The 4,516-nt window shown below is 35.5% G+C and carries 6 protein-coding genes and 1 other RNA gene; 3 read left to right on the plus strand and 4 right to left on the minus strand.

What is annotated here, in order from left to right; genetic code table 11:
* Positions 1-44 precede the first annotated feature (44 nt).
* Genes E1171_RS06460 through E1171_RS06470 form a run of 3 tightly spaced genes read left to right on the plus strand, consistent with a single transcriptional unit; the run spans position 45 to position 2,212 of the window.
* Positions 45-605 (plus strand): RNA polymerase sigma factor, encoded by a 561-nt coding sequence (locus E1171_RS06460; protein WP_155205194.1) that lies wholly within the window; start codon positions 45-47, stop codon positions 603-605.
* Entirely contained in the window at positions 598-1,161 is a 564-nt protein-coding gene (locus E1171_RS06465; protein WP_155205195.1) for a hypothetical protein, read from the plus strand. The genes E1171_RS06460 and E1171_RS06465 overlap by 8 nt, the downstream gene beginning before the upstream one ends.
* Positions 1,130-2,212 (plus strand): DUF4097 family beta strand repeat-containing protein, encoded by a 1,083-nt coding sequence (locus E1171_RS06470; protein ID WP_155205196.1) that lies wholly within the window; start codon positions 1,130-1,132, stop codon positions 2,210-2,212. Before E1171_RS06465 ends, E1171_RS06470 begins: the two co-directional genes overlap by 32 nt.
* A 62-nt stretch (positions 2,213-2,274) precedes the next feature.
* On the opposite strand, the gene E1171_RS06475 is transcribed toward E1171_RS06470, so the two are convergent.
* From E1171_RS06475 to ffs, 4 genes are all read right to left on the minus strand, one after another.
* Positions 2,275-2,988 (minus strand): cell division ATP-binding protein FtsE, encoded by a 714-nt coding sequence (locus tag E1171_RS06475; RefSeq protein WP_155205197.1) that lies wholly within the window; start codon positions 2,986-2,988, stop codon positions 2,275-2,277.
* A gap of 2 nt (positions 2,989-2,990) precedes the next feature.
* Positions 2,991-3,194 carry a fructose-6-phosphate aldolase gene (locus tag E1171_RS06480; protein ID WP_155205198.1) on the minus strand — a complete coding sequence of 68 codons (204 nt, stop codon included), beginning with the start codon at positions 3,192-3,194 and terminating at the stop codon, positions 2,991-2,993.
* A gap of 217 nt (positions 3,195-3,411) precedes the next feature.
* Positions 3,412-4,080: a fructose-6-phosphate aldolase gene (gene fsa, locus E1171_RS06485; protein ID WP_155205199.1), complete on the minus strand. Its 669-nt coding sequence runs from the start codon at positions 4,078-4,080 to the stop codon at positions 3,412-3,414.
* 152 nt (positions 4,081-4,232) lie between these two features.
* Positions 4,233-4,331: signal recognition particle sRNA small type (gene ffs, locus E1171_RS06490), an RNA gene on the minus strand.
* Between the last annotated feature and the right edge of the window lie 185 nt (positions 4,332-4,516).

Raw genomic sequence — 4,516 nt, forward strand, 5'->3', positions numbered from 1 at the left:
TTCTCTTATTTTATGACTCTTTTAGGTAAAAATAATTAAATACTTTGGAAACACGGCCTTACCAAAACATTCATCACCAAGTAATCGAAAAATGCAAACAGGGGGAAAGATCCGCTCAATATGAGCTGTATAAGCTGTATTCCAAAGCAATGTTTAATATTTGCTATAGAATGATGAATGATGAGGGGGAAGCTGAAGATGTTTTACAGGAAGCTTTTGTGAGTGCATTTCAGAAGATTAATTCATACAACGGATCCGCTTCTTTTGGTGCTTGGTTAAAGCGTATTGTGGTGAACAAATCTATAAATGCTTTGAATAAGCGTAAAATTCGTTTTGAACCTTTGGAAAAAGTGGGAAATGAAAGCCAAATTCCTTATGGATTTGATGATAATTGTTTGATTCTTGATATGGAAAGAATACGTGAAGGTATTCAACAATTGCCAGATGGTTATCGAGTTATTTTTTCTTTGTATCTACTGGAAGGGTATGACCATCAAGAAATTGCTGAAATATTAGATGTTTCGGTTTCTACTTCAAAGTCACAATATAGCCGGGCAAAAAATAAATTGAAACAACTTTTAAGTAAAGGAGCGCTTTATGGATGAATTGGAAAAGTTTATTCGCATACATCAGGAGGATTTAAATGATAAGGTTCCGAAGGATGAAAATTGGAAAAGGATCCAGGAAAATCTGGAAGTAAAGAAGAAGGAAAAAAAGAGAAAGCTTGATTACAATAACCTATGGAAGGCTGCTTCCATTACACTGTTTTGTATTTGCGCATATCTTTTATTGGAAAGAAAGGACTCAACAACCACAATAGGGGGGAAGGAAATTGTATCGGAAAATAAAGCAGTGCAAGAATTAAAGAAGACGGAAGCTTATTATGTGCAACTAATTTCTTCAAGAGAAAAGGAAGTAGGTCGCTATTCTATACAGGATAAGCAATTGGTAATGAATTTTCAAAAGGACATTGAAATTTTGGATAATCGTTACTTACAACTTAAAGAAGAATTGCAAGAAGAAAAGACTAGAAAAGTGATTGATGCAATGGTGCAAAACATGCAACTACGATTAGAAATTTTAAATCAGCAGCTTCAAATCTTAGAAAATGTCCAAAATGAAAAAACAAATGAAAGCAATGATAAAGGAAAACTTATTTAAATCACTCGCAATTAGCCTGATTTTAGTAGTCCAATTATTTTATTTTTCTTCAGCAAGTGCCCAGGTAGAAAAGGAAAAGAGGATTTCAAAAAATTATAAGGTGAATAAGACCACCGAATTAAAACTGTCAAATAAATACGGTCAGGTTGATGTGGAAACCTGGGATAAAAATGAAATTGACGTAGAGGTTGTGGTGAAAGTAAAAATGAGGAATGAGGTCAGAGTGCAAAAGATTTTAAATAAAATTGAGATTGAGATAAATGAAAATAAGGATAAAATAAGTTTTGAGACCCAATTGAATGGTAGCATTAATACCTCCAGCTCCGAATCCTTTACGATTGACTACCGGATTAAAATGCCTAAAGGCAATCCGTTGGATCTCAAGAATCGTTTTGGAGATGTTTTTCTTGACGACTTTAAAGGCTCATTGGATTTAGAACTTGCCTATGGAAATTTAAAAGCCAGAAAATTATTGGGAGATAAATTGTCCGTAGATCTCTCTTTTGGAAGTGGGGAAGTGGATGAATTGAAATCAGGAAATATGGATGTTCGATATTTTGATTTAGATATTGAACATTTGGGGAAAGTAATCTTAGAAAATGGTTTTGGAAAATTAACAATAGGAACTGCGGATGATTTGGAATTAGATAGTCGATATGGTTCGGTCAGAATTGGTGAGGCTGGTGTGGTGGAAGCTTCCGTAGGTTTTGCTGGTTTTGATTTGGGAAGTGTTAGCCGTTCACTTCGATTAGTTGCTAAACATGCTAATGGCATTGAGATAGACCATATTGCTAAAACTGTAGAGGTTATTGATGTTGATGCTGATTTTAGCGGGGTACGGCTAAACTTCGAAAAGAATTGGGATGCGAATGTGGATGTAAAGTTAAGTTTTGCCAAACTTCGATATGATAAAGAGGATATTGATTTTAATTATGTAAATATTGGAAGGAACGTTGGGGAATATAAAGGAAAGATTGGTAAAGGGGAGAACAGTAACATAAAAATTTCCTCCAGCTATGGAGATGTTCGTCTAAAAGCCATAAGTAATTGATATAAAATCAAATGAAAGTTGTCCGGATTTTGAAGCTTAGCAGTTTCAAAGTTCGGAGTTTTTTAGAAATAGCCTGAATGCAAATCTACAGTTTCTATCTTAGAGTCGATTAATTTTCCTTTTTCGCATTTTAGGATACGTTGAGAGAATTTTTTAACAAAATAATGGTTGTGCGTTGCCATTAAAATTGCTGTTCCACTTTTGTTAATTTCCTGAAAAATTCGAAAAATGCCTTCTGCTACTTCAGGGTCCAGGTTTCCGGTAGGTTCATCTGCCAGAAGGATAAGGGGTTCATTAATTAAAGCCCTGGCAATCACAACTCGTTGTTGTTCCCCTCCCGATAATTGATGAGGCATTTTATTGATGGCTGAATCCAATCCTACCCGCATTAGGACCTCGGAAATTTTTTTCTTAATCTTAGACTTGTCTTTCCATCCTGTGGCCTTCATTACAAAGGTGAGATTTTCTGCTACTGTCCGGTCAAATAAAAGTTGGAAATCCTGAAAAATAATTCCCAGTTTACGTCTTAAAAACGGGATATCTTTTCTTTTTATTCCTTTCAGTTCGTAACCGCTAACTTTTCCACTTCCCATTTTTAAAGGCAAATCGGCATAAAGAGTTTTTAGCAACGAGCTTTTTCCGCTGCCCGTCCGACCTATCAGAAAAGCAAATTCTCCTTTTTCAATTTCAAAATTAATATCGCTAAGTATAGCGCTGTTTTCTTGAAAAATACAGGCTTGTTGAATCTTTACTACGGGTTCGGTGGAGAATGACATGCTTAAAGGTCCAGTTTTTGAATTTTGCCAAAAGGTAATTCCTCAATGAGGGTTCGAAGAATATTTTCTTTTCCTTCCAGACCGTATTTTTCCAGGTTCTTTAAAGGACGGTCCGCTCTAAAATAGGCAATTAAAACGAAGTTTTCATCCCTTAGCTGAATATAATCAGGAATTTTAGCTTTGCCTTTAACTTTAATTATGTGCATCAGAAAATTTCTTTTATCTTAAAAGCTAATACTGTTATTTAGATTTTTTGGTCACATGTTTTCAATTGAGTGAGCTTTCCAATCCATTTAGGATGGAAATAATTGGTTTTTCCTATTAATCCAAAATAGTCCTTTTGTATACAGCCTTTGTTTGATGTAAACCAAAAAAAGGTAGTAAGATGAAATTACTACCTTTTACAAATATATGGTTTAACTTTTAAGCAGTAGCTAACTCAGCCGCTTTTTTGTGGTCGGCAAGAAATTGTGCTAATCCTTTATCTGTTAAGGGATGATTTAAAAGACCCATAATTACTTTAAATGGACAGGTAGCTACATCAGCTCCTATTTCCGCACATTGTAATAAATGAGTTGTATGTCGAATGGATGCTGCTAACACTTCTGTTTTGTAGCCGTAGTTTTGATAAATCTGAGCGATTTGAGCAATAAGTTCTACACCATTGGCTCCAATATCATCCAAACGACCTAGAAATGGAGAAACGTATGTTGCCCCTGCTTTAGCGGCTAAAAGGGCTTGGCCTGCAGAAAATACTAGTGTACAGTTGGTGCGAATTCCTTTTTCACTAAAATATTTAATGGCTTTTACCCCATCCTTAGTCATGGGTACCTTTACTACAATTTTATTGTCGATAGCGGCCAATTCTTCTCCTTCTTTGATCATCCCCTCAAAATCGGTGGCAATAACTTCTGCGCTTACTTTATCCTCAACTATATTACAAATAGCTTTGTAATGAGCTTTTACATTTTCTTCACCAGAAATACCTTCTTTTGCCATTAAAGAAGGGTTGGTAGTAACTCCATCCAATACCCCAAGGGCGTGTGCTTCCCGAATTTCGTCCAGGTTAGCCGTGTCAATAAAAAATTTCATAAGGATTATTTGTTTATCGGATTATCGCTACGAAAGTAGTTATAATTTTTAAAAATGTGAAAACCCTATAATATATATTGGGTTTTAGTCTATTTAACCTAAATGCTTTAGAAAAAACGAAATTGTGATGGAGTAATTATCTGGGTGAGAAAAAAAGTGGCAAATCGAATATCGCACCGCTCAACCACCTACCCTTGCTACCTTCCGGTCCTGGGGGATTTAGTAGGAGCTGGTCGTACCGATTTGCCACTACAAAGTTAAGAAGGCTTTTGGGTTTTGCAAACTCAATAATTGTAAAAAAATGAAGAAGGTGCTTTGTGACTGATTATCAGGGAGATTTTTTTTTGGTATATTTTAAGGTTGTATGTGGAGGTTGAATGAAGGGAAATAAAAAAGCAAACCGAACATCGCACCGCTCAACCACCTACCCTTGCTA

Source organism: Xanthovirga aplysinae, assembly GCF_009711365.1.
GTDB lineage: Bacteria > Bacteroidota > Bacteroidia > Cytophagales > Cyclobacteriaceae > Xanthovirga > Xanthovirga aplysinae.

What these genes read in the sequence shown, in the direction of transcription:
- E1171_RS06465 (WP_155205195.1), top strand. Translation starts at nt 598, where the DNA reads ATGGATGAATTGGAAAAGTTTATTCGCATACATCAGGAGGATTTAAAT.
- E1171_RS06480 (WP_155205198.1), bottom strand. Translation starts at nt 3,194, where the DNA reads ATGCACATAATTAAAGTTAAAGGCAAAGCTAAAATTCCTGATTATATT.
- E1171_RS06470 (WP_155205196.1), top strand. Translation starts at nt 1,130, where the DNA reads ATGAAAGCAATGATAAAGGAAAACTTATTTAAATCACTCGCAATTAGC.
- E1171_RS06475 (WP_155205197.1), bottom strand. Translation starts at nt 2,988, where the DNA reads ATGTCATTCTCCACCGAACCCGTAGTAAAGATTCAACAAGCCTGTATT.
- fsa (WP_155205199.1), bottom strand. Translation starts at nt 4,080, where the DNA reads ATGAAATTTTTTATTGACACGGCTAACCTGGACGAAATTCGGGAAGCA.